The sequence below is a fragment of the Vibrio sp. V09_P4A23P171 genome (assembly GCF_963875615.1).
GTDB lineage: Bacteria > Pseudomonadota > Gammaproteobacteria > Enterobacterales > Vibrionaceae > Vibrio > Vibrio anguillarum.
In genome coordinates this window covers 49,374-68,263 of the sequence record NZ_CAWNMR010000009.1, presented here as the reverse complement: position 1 = coordinate 68,263, position 18,890 = coordinate 49,374, and the positions used below count along the sequence as shown (strand labels likewise).

The 18,890-nt window shown below is 46.4% G+C and carries 15 protein-coding genes; 7 read left to right on the top strand and 8 right to left on the bottom strand.

Annotated elements, in window-relative coordinates:
• Positions 1-471: 471 nt before the first annotated feature.
• The 6 genes from fre to trxA form a co-directional block, all read right to left on the bottom strand.
• On the bottom strand, positions 472-1,179 hold the full coding sequence (fre, locus tag AACT23_RS03980; RefSeq protein ID WP_064624207.1) for an NAD(P)H-flavin reductase: 708 nt from the start codon (positions 1,177-1,179) through the stop codon (positions 472-474).
• A 14-nt stretch (positions 1,180-1,193) separates the two neighbouring features.
• Positions 1,194-1,463, bottom strand: a complete 270-nt coding sequence (locus AACT23_RS03975; RefSeq protein ID WP_013855397.1) for a 2Fe-2S iron-sulfur cluster-binding protein — start codon at positions 1,461-1,463, stop codon at positions 1,194-1,196.
• A complete protein-coding gene (ubiD, locus tag AACT23_RS03970; protein ID WP_094129137.1) occupies positions 1,460-3,316 on the bottom strand; it encodes a 4-hydroxy-3-polyprenylbenzoate decarboxylase in 1,857 nt (618 codons plus the stop codon). The genes AACT23_RS03975 and ubiD overlap by 4 nt, the downstream gene beginning before the upstream one ends.
• 77 nt (positions 3,317-3,393) lie before the next feature.
• On the bottom strand, positions 3,394-4,389 hold the full coding sequence (locus AACT23_RS03965) for a hypothetical protein (RefSeq protein WP_094129134.1): 996 nt from the start codon (positions 4,387-4,389) through the stop codon (positions 3,394-3,396).
• Positions 4,390-4,497: 108 nt separating this feature from the next.
• The gene (rho, locus tag AACT23_RS03960; protein ID WP_010319292.1) at positions 4,498-5,757 is read right to left on the bottom strand and encodes a transcription termination factor Rho; all 1,260 of its coding nucleotides are present in this window, start codon (positions 5,755-5,757) and stop codon (positions 4,498-4,500) included.
• Between the two features lie 199 nt (positions 5,758-5,956).
• Positions 5,957-6,283: a thioredoxin TrxA gene (trxA, locus tag AACT23_RS03955; protein ID WP_010319293.1), complete on the bottom strand. Its 327-nt coding sequence runs from the start codon at positions 6,281-6,283 to the stop codon at positions 5,957-5,959.
• A gap of 111 nt (positions 6,284-6,394) precedes the next feature.
• Here trxA and rhlB point away from each other — a divergent pair, with 111 nt between their 5' ends.
• Both rhlB and gppA read left to right on the top strand, forming a co-directional pair.
• Positions 6,395-7,705, top strand: coding sequence for an ATP-dependent RNA helicase RhlB (rhlB, locus tag AACT23_RS03950; RefSeq protein ID WP_026027733.1), 1,311 nt, complete (start codon positions 6,395-6,397; stop codon positions 7,703-7,705).
• A 7-nt stretch (positions 7,706-7,712) separates the two neighbouring features.
• Complete coding sequence (gene gppA / locus AACT23_RS03945) at positions 7,713-9,206, top strand: guanosine-5'-triphosphate,3'-diphosphate diphosphatase (protein ID WP_094129131.1); 1,494 nt, start codon at positions 7,713-7,715, stop codon at positions 9,204-9,206.
• 105 nt (positions 9,207-9,311) lie between these two features.
• Here the strand turns inward: gppA and AACT23_RS03940 are convergent, their stop codons facing one another.
• Positions 9,312-9,986, bottom strand: coding sequence for a 7-cyano-7-deazaguanine/7-aminomethyl-7-deazaguanine transporter (locus tag AACT23_RS03940; RefSeq protein WP_026028324.1), 675 nt, complete (start codon positions 9,984-9,986; stop codon positions 9,312-9,314).
• Between the two features lie 391 nt (positions 9,987-10,377).
• On the opposite strand from AACT23_RS03940, the gene gmk reads away from it, so the two are divergent.
• The 5 genes from gmk to AACT23_RS03915 all read left to right on the top strand — a co-directional run bounded on the left by gmk (position 10,378) and on the right by AACT23_RS03915 (position 17,435).
• Positions 10,378-11,001, top strand: a complete 624-nt coding sequence (gene gmk / locus AACT23_RS03935) for a guanylate kinase (protein WP_017044367.1) — start codon at positions 10,378-10,380, stop codon at positions 10,999-11,001.
• A 103-nt stretch (positions 11,002-11,104) separates the two neighbouring features.
• The gene (rpoZ, locus tag AACT23_RS03930; protein WP_013855406.1) at positions 11,105-11,377 is read left to right on the top strand and encodes a DNA-directed RNA polymerase subunit omega; all 273 of its coding nucleotides are present in this window, start codon (positions 11,105-11,107) and stop codon (positions 11,375-11,377) included.
• A 39-nt stretch (positions 11,378-11,416) separates the two neighbouring features.
• Positions 11,417-13,537: a bifunctional GTP diphosphokinase/guanosine-3',5'-bis pyrophosphate 3'-pyrophosphohydrolase gene (gene spoT, locus AACT23_RS03925; protein ID WP_017045712.1), complete on the top strand. Its 2,121-nt coding sequence runs from the start codon at positions 11,417-11,419 to the stop codon at positions 13,535-13,537.
• Positions 13,538-13,743: 206 nt separating this feature from the next.
• Positions 13,744-15,822 (top strand): ATP-dependent DNA helicase RecG, encoded by a 2,079-nt coding sequence (gene recG, locus AACT23_RS03920; protein ID WP_094129129.1) that lies wholly within the window; start codon positions 13,744-13,746, stop codon positions 15,820-15,822.
• A 218-nt stretch (positions 15,823-16,040) separates the two neighbouring features.
• Positions 16,041-17,435 carry a uracil-xanthine permease family protein gene (locus tag AACT23_RS03915; protein WP_047688004.1) on the top strand — a complete coding sequence of 465 codons (1,395 nt, stop codon included), beginning with the start codon at positions 16,041-16,043 and terminating at the stop codon, positions 17,433-17,435.
• A 103-nt stretch (positions 17,436-17,538) separates the two neighbouring features.
• On the opposite strand, the gene envZ is transcribed toward AACT23_RS03915, so the two are convergent.
• Positions 17,539-18,843, bottom strand: a complete 1,305-nt coding sequence (gene envZ, locus AACT23_RS03910) for a two-component system sensor histidine kinase EnvZ (protein ID WP_013855410.1) — start codon at positions 18,841-18,843, stop codon at positions 17,539-17,541.
• Positions 18,844-18,890: the final 47 nt, after the last annotated feature.

Genomic DNA, 18,890 nt, shown 5'->3' with positions numbered 1-18,890 from the left:
GTAATTTTAAAGCTATTGTTGTTCCAACAGAACAACAATGAATTGACTGTGCCAAAATCAAGTAAACTTGATTCTGATTGGTCACTCAGTTCATTGATAAATCTTTTTTGATTATCATCAACGAGTGCCCACACAGATTGATAGGTTTATATTGTTAAAGAGCGTTCTTCTCTGGCTTGCCGAGGCTTCCTTTGAAGAGGCGGCCATTCTAGCGAGATAATGAAAAGTGTCAAACACTTTATTAAATTATTTCGTCTTACTGATTTGACCCACTGATTGGCTGGCTAATTGGGCTTGAACCCTTACTGGCTGTGCCGTGTCAGTGAGGCGGCATTATAGGGAGAACGAAGATGAGTGCAAGCGGTTTTTAATAAAAAATAAGAAAAACATCTATTTTGTTTAAATAGCAGCCACAAAGCATCAAAAGAGAGCATTTCGCTCTCTTTTGATAGGCTTTAATCTCTCTCGATCTTAAATAAAAGCGTAGGCATCAGCAAACATGTGATCGCTTTTTGCATTTTTGTATTGGGTAAACTGTTCTCTTGCTGCTCCAGCCATATCAAAACGACCTGCAATATAAATGTCGTACGCTTCTAACGACTCGAAATCATCATTGATCGCTTGGAGTACATTGCCAACCTTGCCATTCCAACCTTCATCAGCCGTTTCAACAACAGGTACAAAGTGGATGTTCTCAAATTGCTGAGCAATCTCACTCAGTTCTGTTTTTGCATAGAGTTGGTAAACGTCTTTTGCTCCCCAGTACAAATAGATAGCGTTACTTTTCTTTTGGCTAATACAGTGATCTAAAATCGAGCGTACATAGCTAAAACCTGTTCCTCCAGCAATGAGTAGTAGAGGGCGCTCATTTTCTTTTACCCACGCATCACCGTGAGGTGCATCTATATTGACTAAACCATTGTTGCTTAATGCCGTTCTCATTTTCTCAACCACTTCCTGTGCATAAGCATTGTGCTCGGCGGCACCAATGTGCAACTCTAGTTCACCAGAACGGCAAGGGCTGCTTGCGATAGAAAATGGACGTTTATCTTTCTCACCCATTTCTACCATGAGATATTGCCCAGCTTTAAATGCAAGAACGCTTTCAGGTTGGAGGATGATTTTATAAGTATTAGAGGCTAGTGGCTCAATTGACTTTACTTTACATTGGGTGGTCATGTTTTTCCTCTGACTTACTCTGCAAAAGTAAGTACTAAGTTACTTGTTGCAAAGGCTTGGCAAGGGAATATCCAACCTTGTCGCTGCTCTTCGTCAGTCAACATCGGTTCTAAGTTATATTCCACTACACCTTCTAATTTTCTGCACATACACATAGCGCATGCACCTATTTGACAACGGTGTGGAAAAGAGATGTTCTTGTTGAGCGCAGCTTCCAACACCGTTGTACCGTCTTGCACTTCAAAAGTATCGCCTTTCGGCAGCAAGATCACCGTATAAGTCATAAAATACCTAGCTCATCCCAGAGCGAGTCTATTTTGGTGACGACCTCGTGATCTTTTTGGATTGGCGTCCCCCACTCTCGCTGAACTTCACCAGAGAGTTTGTTGGTTGCATCCAGCAGGAGCTTGGAACATTGCCCTTCATTAGCTTCTATACGATCAGTATCTCGAGACGGATCCATGCGCGTGGTTATCGCCCAAATCACATCATTCCAATCTCGGATATTCACATCATCATCACAGAGCACAACAAACTTCAGATTTGAAAATGTCTCTAAAAATGCCCATATCTTTTTTAACAGCTCTTGAGATTGACCAGCGAACGCTTTGTTCATGGATACAATCAAGAAACCATCATTAGAAAATGGCACTAAATAGATATCAACAATCTCAGAATGCTGTGCTCTAAGCTGATCCAAATGCTCAGCTTTGATCTGAGGAGCCGTTGATGGTGATGACTGTTGTCTTGTACCGTCACTCTCAACATCCCATTTAATGGTAGCATCTAAGCCCATTTTGGAGCCTAGTCCCACCACTGGAGAGGCAAAATCAAGTGAATCAATCGGTGTATGTTCGATGAATAAAGTGTCTCGGACTGGGTCCATATGTGTTGTCATTGCATTGATAACTGAATTCCAATCACGAGCATCGACTGATTCATCGCACACCACCACATATTTAGTGTACATAAACTGGCGAAGGAACGACCAAACTCCCATCATGACTCGCTTTGCATGACCAGGGTATTGCTTTTTCATCGTCACCACCGCCATTCGATAAGAACAACCTTCCGGCGGCAAATAGAAATCGACGATTTCAGGGAACTGTTTTTGGAGTATAGGTACAAACACTTCATTTAACGCAACACCAAGCACAGCTGGTTCATCAGGTGGGCGTCCGGTATAAGTGCTATGGTAGATAGGATTGCTGCGCATTGTGATATGCGTAACCGTAAAGACACGATGCTTTTCAACTTCATTATAGTAACCCGTGTGATCACCATAAGGCCCTTCGTCAGCATATTCGTTTGGATCTATGTAGCCTTCCAGCACAATTTCCGCACTAGCAGGCACATCTAGATCATTACTGAGCGATTTAACCACTTCTGTTTTACTGCCTCGTAGCAATCCAGCAAAAGCATATTCAGAAAGCGTGTCTGGCACTGGTGTCACCGCGCCTAGAATGGTTGCAGGATCAGCACCAAAAGCCACTGAAACTGGGAAATTCTCTCCGGGGTGAGTGTCCATCCAATCTCTTAAATCTAGAGCACCACCACGATGCGCCAACCAACGCATAATGACTTTGTTTTTACTGAGTTTCTGTTGGCGATAAATCCCGAGATTTTGTCGCTTCTTGTTTGGCCCTTTAGTGATGGTCAGCCCCCAAGTCAGAAGAGGAGCAACATCATCGGCCCAACAACTCATCACTGGGATTTTGCCTAAGTCAACATCGTTGCCCTGCCAAACAATCTCCTGGCAAGGAGCCTTGCGTAGTCGTTTGGTTGGCATGTTGAGCACTTGCTTAAATAAAGGCAATTTATCGATAGCATCTTTGAAGCCCTGTGGTGGCTCGGGCTCTTTGAGATAAGCCAGTAATTTGCCGACTTCCCTTAACTCTTGGACCTCTTTACGCCCCATGCCGATCGCGACGCGTTTTGCGGTGCCAAACAAGTTAGTGAGCACGGGAACCGTATAACCGATCGGGTTTTCAAATAGCAAGGCAGGACCTGCGGCACGCAAAGTGCGGTCGCTAATTTCCGTCATTTCATAATGAGGGTCAATCGGGCAAGTAATGCGTTTTAGTTGGCCTGTTTTTTCCAGATGGTCAACAAATTCACGTAAATCCTTAAAGCTCATAGGCCTACTACATCGCTGATTAAACTGCAGGCAGTATAACAAAAACAACCCATTAACGATCCCCAAATTTCATAGGGTTATTGAGAGAGGGCTTGCAAAATACCACGACTTTTCACCTGAGAATTACTCACCAGTAAATCCTTTAGCCAGCGGCTGTGTCCCTGCTCGACCAAAGCAGTGGCCACTAAATTGACCTCTTCATTGATTGACATTTTGGCTATCAGAAAGTCGCGGATATCAGAACGCATGGGGCTGATGCGAACTAATGCCTTAATCGCTTGTACTTTTAAACTTGGATTTTCACTGGCGGCCATGATCTGTTTTATCGCAAATTCATCGCTTACGCTGGCTAATCGTGTGAGTTCCTGCTGAATGGAGAAATCGACCCGCATCAGCCACAGGAGTTTATAGATTTTAGGATCTTCACTAACTTGAGCTAATCGAACCATCACTTGTGTGGAAGGCAACCACCCGGTCACTGGCTCTGATGTCAGTTGCTCAGTGAGCGCAGCCAAAGCACTTGGGGATAGTGTATCTAACTCGCGGATCAGTAACGTTTCGCGAATTTTTACTTGATATTGAGTCCCTGACAACCATGTTTGCAGTACTAGCTCTTGGCGCTCCGCCTTCACCAAGAAGTCGAGAATGGTTTGTTCCTGCCGCCAACGCTTTAATAAACGGCTGGCTATCGCAGAAGAGTCAAAAGCTGGAGTTGAGAATTCATAGCCTTGTTCTTTTTCAACAACTTGGTAAGTGGGTGCAAGCGCTTGCTGCTCTTCAATGAAGATCACCATATTCGGCGTTAGGGCGAGATCCAACTGCTCGATTTTTTGCAGCAACAGAAAACGTGCGGCTTCTTGCGGTAATAGCGCTAAACGTTGTAATGAAAAACGCAAAGAATCAAATTCATCATGTACCGCGTACTGCAATAGCTCTGCACTTTTATGGCGAATTTGTTCTTCCTGAAGCCATTTTTGAGCTGTATCAGACGTTATTTCTATAGAGGCAGCACTTGGCCACGCACAAAATAAAAATAGCGAGAGGAGAAGCGACGACAACATTCCTTGTTGCATTTTAACCTCCTTGTAACATTTGGCCTATTGTGGAAGGTTAATGGGTCAAATGCAAACAAAAACGCCACCGATAAACGGTGGCGTTGGTCATACTAAACTTAGCGTCTATTATTGACGGCGCATCGCATCAAAAAACTCATCATTGGTTTTCGTCATCGCGAGCTTATCAATTAAGAATTCCATTGCGTCACTTTCACTCATTGGGTGAACGATCTTACGCAGAATCCACATTTTTTGTAACTCATCAGGCTTAGTAAGCAACTCTTCACGACGAGTACCGCTGCGGTTGAAGTCGATAGCAGGGAAGACACGTTTTTCCGCAATTTTACGGTTAAGGTGCAATTCCATGTTACCTGTACCTTTAAACTCTTCGTAGATAACTTCATCCATTTTAGAGCCGGTATCAACCAATGCCGTCGCAATAATCGTTAAACTACCGCCTTCTTCTACATTACGAGCCGCACCAAAAAAGCGCTTAGGGCGTTGCAATGCGTTGGCATCCACACCACCAGTCAATACTTTGCCAGATGACGGGATCACTGTGTTGTAGGCGCGAGCTAAACGTGTGATGGAATCAAGCAGGATAACGACATCTTTCTTATGCTCAACCAAACGTTTTGCTTTTTCGATCACCATTTCTGCCACTTGTACGTGACGAGAAGCTGGCTCATCGAACGTAGAAGCAACCACTTCGCCTTTCACAAGGCGTTGCATTTCCGTTACTTCTTCAGGACGTTCGTCAATCAGTAGCACCATCAACACGCAATCAGGATGGTTGTTAGCAATACTTTGCGCGATATTTTGTAGCAACATGGTTTTGCCCGCTTTTGGCGGAGCAACAATCAAACCACGCTGGCCTTTACCAATCGGAGAGGCAAGGTCTAGAACTCGTGCCGTAATGTCTTCTGTCGAGCCATTACCACGCTCCATGATCATACGTTCATTGGCATGCAGTGGAGTTAAGTTCTCAAATAAAATCTTGTTACGTGCATTATCCGGTTTGTCGTGGTTAACGGTGTTAACTTTTAACAATGCGAAATAACGTTCGCCTTCTTTTGGTGGGCGAATTTTGCCGGATACTGAGTCACCGGTGCGTAAGTTGAAACGGCGAATTTGGCTTGGTGATACGTAGATATCATCAGGGCCAGCTAAATATGAACAGTCGGCGCTACGTAAGAAACCAAAACCGTCTTGAAGAATTTCCAAGACCCCATCACCAAATATATCTTCACCACTTTTTGCGTGCGCTTTTAGGATGGAGAAGATGATGTCTTGTTTTCTTAGACGCGCTAGGTTTTCGAGGCCTAGGCTCTCACCAAGTTTCACAAGATCAGACACAGGTCTGTTCTTCAATTCTGTTAGATTCATTGTGGTGGATACTTGTTTAGTCAAAATAGGATCTATTTTCTAGTTAAGATGGATTTTGGTCTCAGGATCGACCAAGAAGTGAACACTTGTCTAATTAACGTGCGATAAACTAGCACTAAATAATAGCCTAGTCTAGAGTTTGTTTCTTTTCAAAAAAACAAAGCCGTGCATCAGAAAATGTACGGCTTTGCGATACCTGTTATAGGTTTGCGTCCAAAAACTCTTTCAATTGAGTTTTTGATAACGCACCAACTTTCGTTGCAGCGACGTTGCCATTTTTGAACAGCAGCAAGGTTGGGATGCCACGAATACCAAACTTAGGTGGAGTACCTGCGTTGTGGTCGATATTTAATTTACCGATAGTCAGTTTGCCTTCGTACTCGCTAGCGATTTCATCCAAAATTGGCGCAATCATCTTACAAGGACCACACCATTCTGCCCAAAAATCAACAAGAACAGGGCCTGCAGCTTTGATTACATCGTTCTCAAAACCATCATCTGTAAGCTGCAAAATCTTATCGCTCATCTTCCACTCCAATATGTTTTTCTGCACTGATTATAAGCTAACCAGTAAATAGATGCTCTATTGGAATGTATTTACTTTCGTATTGCAAGCTTAAGCTGATATTCTATGGCGATGAAAAAGACACATATCACAGAGCAAAAGTTCGCCGATTTGGGATTACATCCTCAAGTTGTTGAAGGATTGGAAAAAAAAGGGTTCGATTACTGTACCCCGATCCAAGCCTTGGCGTTGCCGGTACTGCTCACCGGCCAAGACATTGCAGGCCAGGCCCAAACAGGGACTGGTAAAACGCTTGCGTTTCTCGCTGCTACTTTTAACCACTTACTAACAACCCCTGAACATGAAGGGCGAAAACCGACGCAGCCGCGTGCCATTATTATGGCTCCGACTCGTGAGTTAGCGATTCAAATTTATAACGACGCCGAACCTCTGATTGCCAGTACTGGCATCAAAGCCGCGCTGGCTTACGGTGGTGAAAGCTACGATAAGCAATTGTCTAAGCTGCAAGATGGTGTCGACATATTGATCGGTACAACAGGACGTATCATCGATTTCTACAAACAACACGTGTTTAACTTGAATAATATTCAAGCTGTAGTGCTGGATGAAGCCGATCGCATGTTTGACCTTGGTTTTATCAAGGACATTCGTTTTCTGTTTCGCCGTATGCCTGAACCTAAAGAACGCCTGAACATGCTATTTTCAGCCACGCTTTCTTATCGCGTTCAAGAATTGGCGTTCGAGCACATGCATAACCCTGAGCACGTGGTTGTTGAACCAGAACAAAAAACTGGCCATCGCATCCAAGAAGAGCTGTTCTACCCGTCTAACGAACATAAGATGGCGCTATTACAGACACTGATAGAACAAGACTGGCCAGATCGCGCCATCATTTTTGCCAACACAAAACACCGCTGCGACTCTATTTGGGGTCATTTAGCTGCAGATGGGCACCGTGTCGGCCTGCTAACGGGTGATGTACCGCAGAAGAAACGTGAAAAGATCCTTGAGCAATTTACTACCGGTGATGTCGACATTCTTGTTGCAACCGATGTGGCAGCGCGAGGCTTACACATTCCTCAAGTCACACACGTATTCAACTACGACTTACCTGATGACTGTGAAGACTACGTGCACCGTATTGGTCGTACAGGTCGAGCAGGAGAGAGTGGTCACTCGATTAGTTTTGCCTGTGAAGAGTACGCCATTAACCTAACCGCGATTGAAGAGTACACCGGGCACGCAGTTCCTGTTTCTGATTACGATGCATCGGCGTTGATTGAAGACTTACCGCCGCCAATTCGTCTGCGTTCTCGTAATCCTCAGCAGCGCCGTACTAATAACAATGGCCCTCGTACTGGCAACCGTAAGCCACAAAGTCGTCGCCCACGTCAACCGCATCAAAGTAATAAGGGTTCGTAATCCATTTATGAGTAAAGCCGTCTCCTCGCCGCTCTACGCTGCCATCGACCTTGGGTCGAACAGTTTTCATATGCTCATCGTGCGTCATATTGATGGCAGTGTACAAACGATGGCCAAAATAAAGCGCAAAGTACGCTTGGCCGCCGGGTTAGATGATAACAACGCTCTTAGCCAAGAAGCGATGCAGCGAGGATGGGACTGCCTCAGTTTATTTGCGGAACGACTGCAAGATGTACCCGCCAGCAATATCCGTATTGTTGGCACTGCCACACTACGCACCGCAACTAACGTTGATTTGTTCTTAGCCAAAGCCAATAGCATATTGGGCCATCAAATTAACGTTATCTCTGGTGAAGAAGAAGCTGCCACTATCTACAAAGGGGTAGCTCATACTTCTGGTGGCTTAGGACGTCGCTTAGTGGTCGATATTGGTGGTGCCAGTACCGAACTCATTATTGGTGAAGGTTTTGAAGCCAAAGCCCTAACTAGTCTAAAAATGGGCTGCGTCACTTGGCTTGAGCGCCATTTTAAAGACAGACAGCTTAACGCGGCTAACTTTAATCGAGCGATCGATGCGGCAAAACAGACGTTAGCGCCTATCCTTGAACAATACTCACAGTTAGGTTGGGATGTGTGCGTAGGTGCCAGTGGCACAGTACAGGCGTTGCAAGAGATTATGCTGGCGCAAGGTATGGATGAGGTGATCACTCATACCAAACTAAAACGCTTGCAAAAACAAGCGATGCTCGCCGATCACTTGGAAGAGCTTGATATTGAAGGCTTAACTTTAGAGCGAGCGTTAGTTTTCCCAAGTGGCCTATCGATTTTAATTGCCATCTTTGAACTGCTCGAGATTGAATCGATGACTTTAGCTGGCGGCGCATTGCGTGAAGGCTTAGTGTATGAAATGGTCGAAGAGCTGCGCCAAGATGACATTCGAACGCGTACCATAAATAGCGTTCAGGTGCGATATCAAATTGATGTTGACTACGCCAAGCAAGTGGCTCAACTTGCCCAATCGCTGCTCAAACAGTGTGGGGGGGAAGATTGGATTGCGGAACCGCAAGCTGAAATGCTGCTCACTACCGCTGCACAATTGCATGAAATAGGGTTAGCGATTGATTTAAAAAAAGGCGGTGAACACAGCGCCTACCTGTTACAAAACCTCGACTTACCCGGCTATACCCGTGCACAGAAACACTTTCTAGGCGAAATTGCTCGTCGTTATCGCGAGCAGCTCTCTTCATTGCCAGAGCAGTACGCTCTGTCGGGCAACAGCGCCAAGCGAGTGTTACGTTTACTGCGCCTTGCCGTATTGCTCAGCCATCGTCGTAACGAGGCACTACAGCCTAAATTTACACTGCAAGCTCAAGGTGACCAACTGACTCTTCGGTTATCCGCCAAATGGTTAGCGGCCAATCCTCTCACCACCGCCGAGCTGGATATTGAAGCAAACCGTCAAAGCGACATTGGTTGGCCACTCATTATCGACCCATCATAGTTATAAGATGCAGACACATAAAAAAGCCCGAGCAGCACTTGCTCGGGCTTTGATTTTCTATCTTCCTAGTATAATAGCTTGCTACTCCACTACTGAACATTTCAACTACTGAGCATTGATCCCAACGGTTCGAAAATCAGGGTTGACCGCTGTCAGCTTCCGGATCAAGTAATTGAGCAGCACACCGTACATCGGCACAAACAGGCCTAAACTGATCACCAGTTTAAAACCATAATCGACCAAGGCAATTTCGGTCCAATGTTCAGCCATGAATGGATCTGGGCTTTGATAGAAAGCAATCGCAAAAAAAGCGACCGTGTCTAATGCATTACCAAATAACGTAGAACATGTTGGCGCAACCCACCACTGCTTCATCTGGCGCAGACGATTAAACACATGCACATCCATAATTTGCCCTAGCAAATACGCCATAAAACTGGCAATCGCAATACGCGCAACAAACAGATTAAACTCATGAAGCTGAGCAAGCCCTTGGAATTGACCTTCAAAAAATAGTACCGAGAGTGCATAAGAAACAATCAAAGCCGGTAACATCACTAAGAAAATGATTTTACGGGCCAACGCTGCACCAAAAATGCGTACAGTGAGATCCGTTGCCAGAAAAATGAATGGGAAAGTAAATGCGCCCCAAGTGGTATGTAAACCGAAGACAGTAAAGGGCAACTGAACCAGATAATTGCTTGATGCGATAATGATCAAATGAAATAGCACTAAAAGTGCCAAAGCTTTGCGCTGCTGCGCAAGGGTAAAGTAACTCATTGTGTACCTTTTTAGTTTGTTTTGGGGGCGAGGGAACCCAAATCGAAGAATTAGTCTTGCATTAATTTGTAGGCTTATCACGCGATCATATTCAAATCACGAGCTCAGCGGCGGGCGATTATACAGCAATAAACCCCCTCGACAAGCCTTGAGATAAGAGCAAACGTTTACCCATTGAAGAAAATATCACCGTTTTAAAATTCCCCTTTCACAGCTAAAGGCCGACCTTTTTGTTGTAGACATCCATGGGAACGTGCTACTCTTCGCCTCCATTTTTTCTGGCCTTATTTTCATTTTCTAGGATGAAACTCTCTGGGTCAGTGCTATCTTTTAACATGCTGATAGACGCAAATATCAGTATTCAATCCTAACCTAACGTGGAACAGAACAGATGGGCAAAGGTACTCTTTATATCGTCTCTGCACCCAGTGGTGCAGGCAAATCAAGCTTGATCTCTGCGATGTTGGAAACCAACCCAACCTATGCGATGAAAGTCTCTGTTTCACATACCACACGCGGCATGCGCCCGGGCGAACAAGATGGTGTTCATTACCATTTTGTACAAAAAGAGCTGTTTGAAGAGTTGATTACTAAAGGTGAATTTCTCGAACATGCTGAAGTATTTGGCAACTACTACGGCACCTCTAAGGTATGGATTGAAAATAACCTCAACAAAGGCATTGACGTTTTTCTTGATATTGACTGGCAAGGCGCGCGTCAAATACGCGACAAAATGCCGGATGCAAAAAGTGTGTTTATCCTTCCTCCTTCAAAAGAAGAATTGGAACGCCGCTTGAATGCTCGTGGTCAAGACAGTGAAGCCGTCATTGCTAAACGTATGAATGAAGCTCAAGCTGAAATCTCGCATTACACCGAATACGACTATGTCATCATAAATGATGATTTCGATGTGGCATTAATGGATTTCAGAGCTATTTTACGTGCTGAACGATTGAAGCAAGACAAGCAAGCTGCTAAATATAACAGCATGCTCAACGCGCTACTGGCGGAATAATCATCCGCTCAAACAAGGCAAAGTCTATCGCTAGTATAAACAAAGATTAGACTGTATACTTTCTCGTCATTTAAAAATTTTTAGTTAACTATTTGGAGTTCTCATGGCACGCGTAACTGTTCAAGACGCTGTTGAAAAAGTGGGCAATCGTTTCGACCTAGTTCTGATTGCGGCTCGCCGCGCTCGTCAAATGCAAACTGGCGGTAAAGATTCATTGGTGCCAGAAGAGAACGATAAGCCAACCGTTATCGCTCTGCGCGAAATCGAAGAAGGTCTTATCACGAAAGATGTGCTTGATGCTCGTGAGCGCCAAGAGCAGAAAGAGCAAGAAGCCGCAGAATTGGCCGCCGTAAGCAGCATCGCTCACAACCGTTAATTCTGCCATTCAAATTCAACAACCTTCCGGGCCTATAATTTGTATCTATTTGATAGCCTTAAAGACGTTGTCCAAGAATACCTAACAGAGCCTCAAATTGAGGCTCTGCGTCAATCTTATGTGGTCGCACGTGAAGCCCATGAAGGGCAAACCCGTTCTAGCGGCGAACCTTACATCATTCACCCTGTTGCGGTTTCTCGAATTTTGGCTGATATGCGCCTTGATTTGGAAACGCTACAAGCAGCGTTATTACATGATGTCATCGAAGATTGCGATGTCACTAAAGACGATCTTGAAGCGCAATTTGGTCACGCCGTGGCGGAATTGGTAGACGGGGTTTCTAAACTCGACAAGTTGAAATTTCGTGATCGTAAAGAAGCCCAAGCCGAGAACTTTCGTAAGATGGTGCTGGCAATGGTGCAAGACATTCGCGTTATTCTCATCAAACTTGCTGACCGCACACACAATATGCGTACCCTTGGCGCATTGCGCCCGGATAAAAAGCGTCGTATTGCCCGTGAAACGTTAGAGATTTACGCGCCTCTTGCTCACCGCTTAGGGATTCATAACATCAAGACTGAGCTAGAAGAGCTTGGCTTTGAAGCATTGTACCCAAATCGTTATCGCGTATTGAAAGAAGTGGTAAGATCCGCTCGCGGTAACCGCAAAGAGATGATCCAACGCATCCACAGTGAAATTGAAGGCCGCTTGCAAGATTTCGGTTTGAAAGCACGCGTGGTCGGCCGTGAAAAGAACCTGTTCTCCATCTATAACAAGATGAAAACCAAAGAGCAGCGCTTTCATACCATTATGGACATCTACGCTTTTCGAGTCGTGGTCGACACTGCAGATACTTGTTATCGTGCATTAGGCCAAGTTCATAGCTTGTACAAACCTCGCCCGGGGCGCATGAAAGATTACATCGCCGTGCCCAAAGCGAACGGCTACCAATCTTTGCATACCTCGATGGTCGGCCCACACGGCGTCCCAGTTGAAGTGCAGATCCGCACTGAAGACATGGAACAGATGGCCGACAAAGGTGTTGCTGCTCATTGGTCTTACAAAGGTAATGGCGAACGCACTGGCACCACCGCGCAAATTAAAGCACAGCGCTGGATGCAAAGCCTACTTGAGCTACAACAAAGCGCTGGCAACTCGTTTGAGTTTATTGAGAACGTTAAGTCGGATCTTTTCCCTGATGAAATCTACGTCTTCACCCCCAAAGGCCGCATCGTTGAGCTGCCTGTCGGGGCAACTGCGGTTGATTTTGCCTACGCGGTACACACCGATGTCGGTAATACCTGTGTTGGAGCTCGTGTTGATCGAAACCCTTATCCGTTAAGTAAATCACTGAAAAACGGCCAAACGATTGAAATCATCAGCGCACCTGGGGCTCGCCCTAATGCCGCTTGGCTCAACTATGTGGTCACGTCTCGCGCTCGTACTAAGATACGTCAAGTGCTTAAAACCATGCGCCGTGAGGAATCGATCACACTTGGTAGACGTTTGCTCAATCACGCGCTGGGTGATCTTTCACTCAGTGACATCAGTGACGAGAACATTAAGCATGTGATTGGTGAGCTTAAAATGGCCACGGTCGATGATCTGCTGGCCGCGATTGGTTTAGGCGAACTGATGAGTATTGTCATTGCGCGTCGTCTGCTCGGCGATGCTGATGAGCTGACCGAAGTGGAAAGCAATGATGGCAAACCGAAAAAGAAACTGCCGATCCGCGGCGCTGAAGGTATTTTGCTCACGTTTGCTAACTGCTGCCACCCCATCCCAGACGATCACATCATTGCGCATGTCTCTCCGGGTCGTGGTTTAGTGGTGCATCGTGAAACCTGCCCTAATGTTCGTGGCTACCAAAAAGAGCCGGATCGTTACATGGCGGTTGAGTGGTCTAAAGATTACGACCAAGAGTTCATCACCGAACTGAAAGTGGACATGCAAAACCACCAAGGTGCGTTAGCGGAACTGACGAATGTAATCTCGAAAACAGGTTCCAACATTCATGGCCTCTCCACCGAAGAGCGTGATGGACGTTTGTATACTGTCACTGTGCTGCTGACCACCAAAGATCGCATTCACTTAGCAAACATCATGAAAAAAATTCGTGTGATGCCTCATGCACTGAAAGTGCGACGCCGGAAAAATTAAACTATCCAAATAAATAAAACCCCTTGCGGCTAACCACTCATGGGGTTTTTTATTTGCCGATACCTTACCTCATCTTGCATTTTAGGCGTCACTATTCAAATTAGCCGATGGCCTGCCGCTTATCGACCATTACATGATTTTATGCTGTACAAAAAAACAGTTCGATGGTTGAATAATACATAACGATACTGTTAATGAGCCCTGTTATGTCACAGCTACTGTCCGCGATTCCTCTCACCTCACTCTCTGGCGTGGGCGCTAAAGTGGCTGAAAAACTGGAAAAGGTTGGCTTAATCAGTGTGCAAGATCTGCTGTTCCATCTCCCTTTACGTTATGAGGATCGCACACGGATCTACCCTATCGCTAAATTGCATCCCGGGCTTTGGGCCGCTGTGCAAGGTAAAGTCATGGCGGTGGATACGGTTTTTGGCAAACGCAAAATGCTCACAGTAAAAATAAGCGATGGTAACGGCACCATTACGCTGCGTTTTTTTAACTTTACTGCTGGGATGAAAAACAATTTTGCTGAAGGTAAGTTAGTGCACGCTTACGGTGAAATTAAGCGTGGTGGATTCGGCCTTGAAATTGTTCATCCTGATTATAAATTTTATGCTCCTCAGCAACAGCCAGATGTCGAAGCTAACTTAACACCCGTTTACCCAACAACCGATGGCCTGCGCCAACTCACGCTACGCACACTCACTGATCAAGCATTAAGTTTACTCGACAAAGCCGCCGTACAAGAATTGCTACCTGCTGGGTTGTATGATCACCAAATTACGCTCTCTGAAGCGCTGCACATCATTCACCGGCCGCCACCGGGCATTAACCTGCAACTGTTTGATGAAGGGAAACATCCGGCGCAGGTTCGCTTAATTATGGAAGAGCTGTTGGCGCAAAACCTCTCCATGCTGGCTATACGCCATCAAGGCCAGCAAGATATCGCATTGCCACTGGCTGGGTCAGGCAAACTCAAACAACAACTGCTTGCACAACTGCCTTTCTCTCCCACTAAAGCACAAACACGTGTTGTGACAGAGATCGAAGCCGATCTGGCACAAGCTCACCCCATGATGCGTTTAGTACAAGGTGATGTGGGCTCAGGGAAAACCTTGGTCGCTGCATTAGCCGCCGCACGTGCTATCGAACATGGCTATCAAGTAGCATTAATGGCACCGACGGAATTGCTGGCCGAGCAGCACGCAATTAACTTTGCCAACTGGTTTGAAGCAATGGGCATCCAAGTCGGCTGGCTGGCGGGTAAATTAAAAGGCAAAGCGAAAGAAACAGAACTAACTCGCATTGCCAGCGGTGAGGCAAAAATGATAGTGGGTACTCACGCTCTTTTCCAAGAACAAGTTGAATTTCATCACCTTGCGCTCGTCATCATTGATGAACAACACCGCTTTGGCGTCCACCAGCGTTTAGAACTGCGTGAGAAAGGGGCGAAGCAAGGCGCATATCCGCACCAGTTGATCATGACCGCAACGCCGATCCCACGAACTTTAGCGATGACTGCTTACGCTGATTTAGAAACCTCCGTTATTGATGAACTGCCACCGGGACGAACGCCCATTCAAACTGTCGCAATCCCAGATACAAAGCGTGATGATATCGTCGAGCGCGTACGTCATGCCTGTTTGAGTGAAGGAAAACAGGCTTATTGGGTCTGTACTTTGATTGATGAGTCTGAGGTGCTAGAAGCGCAAGCCGCCGCCGACACAGCGCAAGAACTACAACGCACTCTGCCCGATGTCAAAATCGGTTTGGTGCATGGCCGAATGAAGCCGAGCGAAAAACAAGCGGTGATGCAAGCCTTTAAAAACAATGAACTGCACTTGCTGGTTGCCACAACGGTGATTGAGGTTGGCGTTGACGTGCCGAATGCGAGCTTGATGATCATCGAAAACCCTGAGCGTTTGGGTTTAGCACAGTTGCACCAATTACGCGGCCGCGTAGGGCGAGGCTCTGTCGCCAGCCATTGCGTATTGCTCTACCATGCACCACTATCGAAAACCGCGCAAAAACGCTTGGGTGTACTGCGTGAGAGCAATGACGGTTTCGTAATTGCTCAGCGAGACTTAGAAATTCGCGGTCCGGGGGAGCTGCTTGGTACCAAACAGACCGGCCTCGCGGATTTCAAAATTGCGGATTTAGTCCGTGACCAACGTTTAATTCCTGAAGTACAGCGCATTGCTCGCTACTTACACGACCATTATCCAAGCCACGCGACCGCCATTATCGATCGCTGGTTAGGAGAGAAGGACATCTACGCCAAAGCATAAGATTGTTCGTTCTGTATTCCCCTCTCCCTTACACAGCAAAGCAAACGTTTGCTTTCTTGCGTAAACCCTCTATAATTTCGCCAATTTTTTTAGTGAACTACTCACTTATCCAGTCCGAGCAGATTCTGATTAACAGCAATCACAGATGACGTGTCTGCTCCACTTAGTGCTCCCACTCAGCGAACGCTAAGACAACAACGCACCATTAGGAAAACAGTATGACTATCCACAACGCTTCGCGTAAGTCTGATTTGGTTTATCAACTCAACGATAGGCCACCGCTACCCCAAACCATTTTCGCCGCTTTACAACATTTGCTAGCAATGTTTGTTGCGGTCATCACCCCTTCGCTCATTATTTGCCAAACACTTGGTGTTTCTGCCGAACAGACCAACACCATCATCAGCATGTCGCTGTTTGCATCTGGCTTATCCTCCTTTATCCAGATCCGCACCATTGGCCCGATTGGCTCCGGTTTACTTTCTATCCAAGGCACCAGTTTTAACTTTCTTGGGCCAATTATTGGCGCAGGCTTGTCATTAAAAGCAGGTGGTGCAGATATAAGCACTATGATGGCGGCGATCTTTGGCACCATTTTAGTCGCCTCTTTTGCTGAAATCCTATTATCACGAGTGCTGCAATACGCGCGCCGCGTGATCACGCCGCTGGTGTCGGGCATTGTGGTTACCCTGATAGGCTTAACACTGGTACAAGTTGGTTTAGTTTCTATGGGTGGCGGCTATGCTGCGCTCAGCGATGGCACTTTTGGCAGCTTAGACAAACTGGCGCTGGCGGGAACCGTGCTTGGACTTATCGTGTTGCTCAACCGCTCAAGTAACCCATACATTCGCGTAGCATCGATTGTGATTGCGATGTTCGTCGGTTATATCATGGCCTACTTGATGGGGATGGTGAACACTGATTCACTGAGTGAAACTGCCCTGATTGCACTACCAATACCTATGCAGTTTGGTTTGGGTTTTGATTGGTCACTCTTTATCCCTCTGGTACTGATTTTCTTGATCACCGCATTGGAAGCGATTGGTGATATCACCGCCACTTCTGAAGTGTCGGGCGAGCCTGTCAAAGGGCCGATTTACATGAAGCGTATTAAAGGTGGTGTGCTGGCTGATGGTTTGAACTCCGCGCTGGCGGCGGTCTTTAACAGTTTTCCCAACTCGACCTTTAGCCAAAACAATGGTGTAATTATGCTCACCGGGGTTGCCAGCCGTTATGTGGGTTACTTTATTTCCGCCATGTTGGTGTTGCTCGGCCTGTTCCCGGGCGTGGCAAGCTTTGTACAATTGATTCCTGAACCGGTACTTGGCGGTGCAACCATCGTCATGTTCGGCACCATTGCAGCCGCGGGTGTGCGTATTATTTCCCGTGTGGATCTCGACCGCCGCGCGATTTTAATCATGGCGCTGTCGTTTTCGATGGGGTTAGGCATTGCGCAAAAGCCAGAGATTCTGCAATTTATGCCCGAGTTCATTAAGAGCATTTTTTCATCCGGCGTAGCGGCTGGCGGTATCACCGCCATTTTGCTCAACTTGCTACTGCCAGAAAAATTGCCACGCGAAGAAGAAGAACTCGAAGAGCTCAAAACCAACTGATTGCATGGATGGGCCCAAAAACTTCGGTCAGCAGCCGAAAAGACATAAACCGCAAACACAATGGGCTCAACTGAGCCCATTGTGTTATTTAGTGAATAAGCCCCTATTTGGTCGGGAAGCTCAGTTGCGCTTTGAGTCCACCTTCACTGCGGTTACTCACCACAACGCTGCCATGATGCTGGCTAACAATCCGTTTCACTATCGCCAAACCAAGCCCTGTGCCTTCACTGCCGCGCGCGGTATCACCACGCGTAAAAGGTTCAAACACTTTACTCACTTGGCTAGGATCAATACCCGGGCCATTATCCTCGACACAAACCCAAGCCATTTTGTTATCTGCGGTACTGCCCGTGCTCACCTTAACCCAACCATTACCATAACGAATGGCGTTCACCACTAAGTTGCTCACCGCGCGTTTAATGGCGATAGCATTGCCAAAGGCTGGCTGCATTGGTAAATGCAGCGCGACATCGATTTTAATCTCGTAGCCCCCTTCGGCTGTGGCGACATCATTGGCGATCTCATTGAGATCAACGGCGGTAAAGGTCTGTTTATTGACGGGTTTAAGGTAGTCCATAAACTGACTGATGATCTCGTTACACTCTTCCGTATCACTGATGATCCCTTCGGCGAGATAACTCTCTTCTGGAGACATCATTTCCGTGGCTAAGCGAATACGAGTCAGCGGCGTACGTAAGTCGTGGCTGATCCCTGCCATCAATAATGAGCGATCCTCTTCAAGCGCTTGGATCCCTTTCGACATTTGATTAAACGCCAACGTCACCGCACGAATTTCAGAAGCGCCTTTGAGCGGCAATGGGGGCGGGTTCTCACCTCGGCCAACGGCTTTGGCGGCTTTTTCTAAGGCAATTAAGGGACGATTTTGCAGACGAATAAACAGCCATCCTCCTAAGACGATCAGTAACGCCATCACCAAACTATTGTGAAATAGTGGCGCAAAATCCTCTTTTTGCAGCTCAGAGAGAGGGATGCGTATTAATGACCCCGGAAAAGAGTCCACTTTCATCCATAAAATATAACTCTCTTTACCCAAAATCATCCGCACATCGGTCGGCGAGCCGAGCTCATTGCTCATCTCCTCGCTCATCAAATCAATGCTGATGGCATCGTGATACTCTTGGGCCATCTCACTCTCTTCACTATGAATGGTGACGCCCAATTGTTCTAACACTCGGCGGCGCTGTAAGGCGTCCATTCCCAGCTTCGATGTATTGTTCGCCGCATCGTCCAGCATTAGGTTGATCTCATGGCCCAAAATCTTATTGAACTGCTGCAAACTGGGCATCAAAGCATAGTTAAATACGGCGTAATAAGAATACACTTGGCTGGCGATCAGCAATGAAAAGAAGAGCAAAATCGATTGAGTAAAGGAACTGCGAATGCGCATAGGAAAACCCGCTATGAACGTACTATCAAAAAGGCGACAAAAAAGCT

What these genes read in the sequence shown, in the direction of transcription:
- gmk (WP_017044367.1), top strand. Translation starts at nt 10,378, where the DNA reads ATGGGCAAAGGTACTCTTTATATCGTCTCTGCACCCAGTGGTGCAGGC.
- rpoZ (WP_013855406.1), top strand. Translation starts at nt 11,105, where the DNA reads ATGGCACGCGTAACTGTTCAAGACGCTGTTGAAAAAGTGGGCAATCGT.
- AACT23_RS03940 (WP_026028324.1), bottom strand. Translation starts at nt 9,986, where the DNA reads ATGAGTTACTTTACCCTTGCGCAGCAGCGCAAAGCTTTGGCACTTTTA.
- gppA (WP_094129131.1), top strand. Translation starts at nt 7,713, where the DNA reads ATGAGTAAAGCCGTCTCCTCGCCGCTCTACGCTGCCATCGACCTTGGG.
- AACT23_RS03965 (WP_094129134.1), bottom strand. Translation starts at nt 4,389, where the DNA reads ATGCAACAAGGAATGTTGTCGTCGCTTCTCCTCTCGCTATTTTTATTT.
- AACT23_RS03915 (WP_047688004.1), top strand. Translation starts at nt 16,041, where the DNA reads ATGACTATCCACAACGCTTCGCGTAAGTCTGATTTGGTTTATCAACTC.
- envZ (WP_013855410.1), bottom strand. Translation starts at nt 18,843, where the DNA reads ATGCGCATTCGCAGTTCCTTTACTCAATCGATTTTGCTCTTCTTTTCA.
- recG (WP_094129129.1), top strand. Translation starts at nt 13,744, where the DNA reads ATGTCACAGCTACTGTCCGCGATTCCTCTCACCTCACTCTCTGGCGTG.
- trxA (WP_010319293.1), bottom strand. Translation starts at nt 6,283, where the DNA reads ATGAGCGATAAGATTTTGCAGCTTACAGATGATGGTTTTGAGAACGAT.
- ubiD (WP_094129137.1), bottom strand. Translation starts at nt 3,316, where the DNA reads ATGAGCTTTAAGGATTTACGTGAATTTGTTGACCATCTGGAAAAAACA.
- rho (WP_010319292.1), bottom strand. Translation starts at nt 5,757, where the DNA reads ATGAATCTAACAGAATTGAAGAACAGACCTGTGTCTGATCTTGTGAAA.
- rhlB (WP_026027733.1), top strand. Translation starts at nt 6,395, where the DNA reads ATGAAAAAGACACATATCACAGAGCAAAAGTTCGCCGATTTGGGATTA.
- fre (WP_064624207.1), bottom strand. Translation starts at nt 1,179, where the DNA reads ATGACCACCCAATGTAAAGTAAAGTCAATTGAGCCACTAGCCTCTAAT.
- AACT23_RS03975 (WP_013855397.1), bottom strand. Translation starts at nt 1,463, where the DNA reads ATGACTTATACGGTGATCTTGCTGCCGAAAGGCGATACTTTTGAAGTG.